Source organism: Streptomyces sp. Isolate_45 (assembly GCF_024721315.2).
In the GTDB taxonomy this organism is placed as follows: domain Bacteria; phylum Actinomycetota; class Actinomycetes; order Streptomycetales; family Streptomycetaceae; genus Streptomyces.
In genome coordinates, this window is record NZ_JANFAK020000407.1 from 1 (window position 1) to 517 (window position 517).

A 517-nucleotide genomic window follows, 5' to 3' on the forward strand; every position below is an offset into this window, starting at 1 on the left:
TCGTCGCCGTTCCACTCCACCAGGACCCGTTCGCGGTCGGCGGTGTCGAGGGTGTCGAGCCGGCCCACCGGCTGGTCACCTTCGCTGACCAGGGCGTCCAGGACACGCAGTACCCGCTGCGACAGCGAACGGGCCAGGCGGTCTTCGCAGACGTCCGTCCGGTAGTCGAGGTGCAGTCGCAGTGCGGCGTCCCGGGTGTGGGCGACGAGGTTCATCGTGAAGTCGGTGCTTTCGACGGCGTCGAAGCCGTCCATGCGCAGTCCGGCGCCGTCGAGCCGGGTGTCCGTGGCTCCCGGGCTCACGGGGTAGTTCTGGAAGACCATGGCGGTGTCGAAGAGTTCGGCGTGGCCGGCCCAGCGTTGGATGTCGGCGAGTCCTGCCCACTGGTGGTCCAGCAGGCGGGCCTGTTCTGCCTGGAGGCGGCGGAAGAACCCGGTCAAGGGTTCGGTGTTGTCCAGGCGGGCCCGGACCGGGAGGGTGTTGATGAACAGGCCGACCATCGACTCCACGCCGGTGA

1 protein-coding gene is annotated in these 517 nt (G+C 68.9%); it reads right to left on the reverse strand.

Annotated elements, in window-relative coordinates:
* Window positions 1–517 (reverse strand): condensation domain-containing protein (locus tag NOD94_RS41340; protein ID WP_281211382.1); only part of this gene is annotated, 517 nt, incomplete at both ends.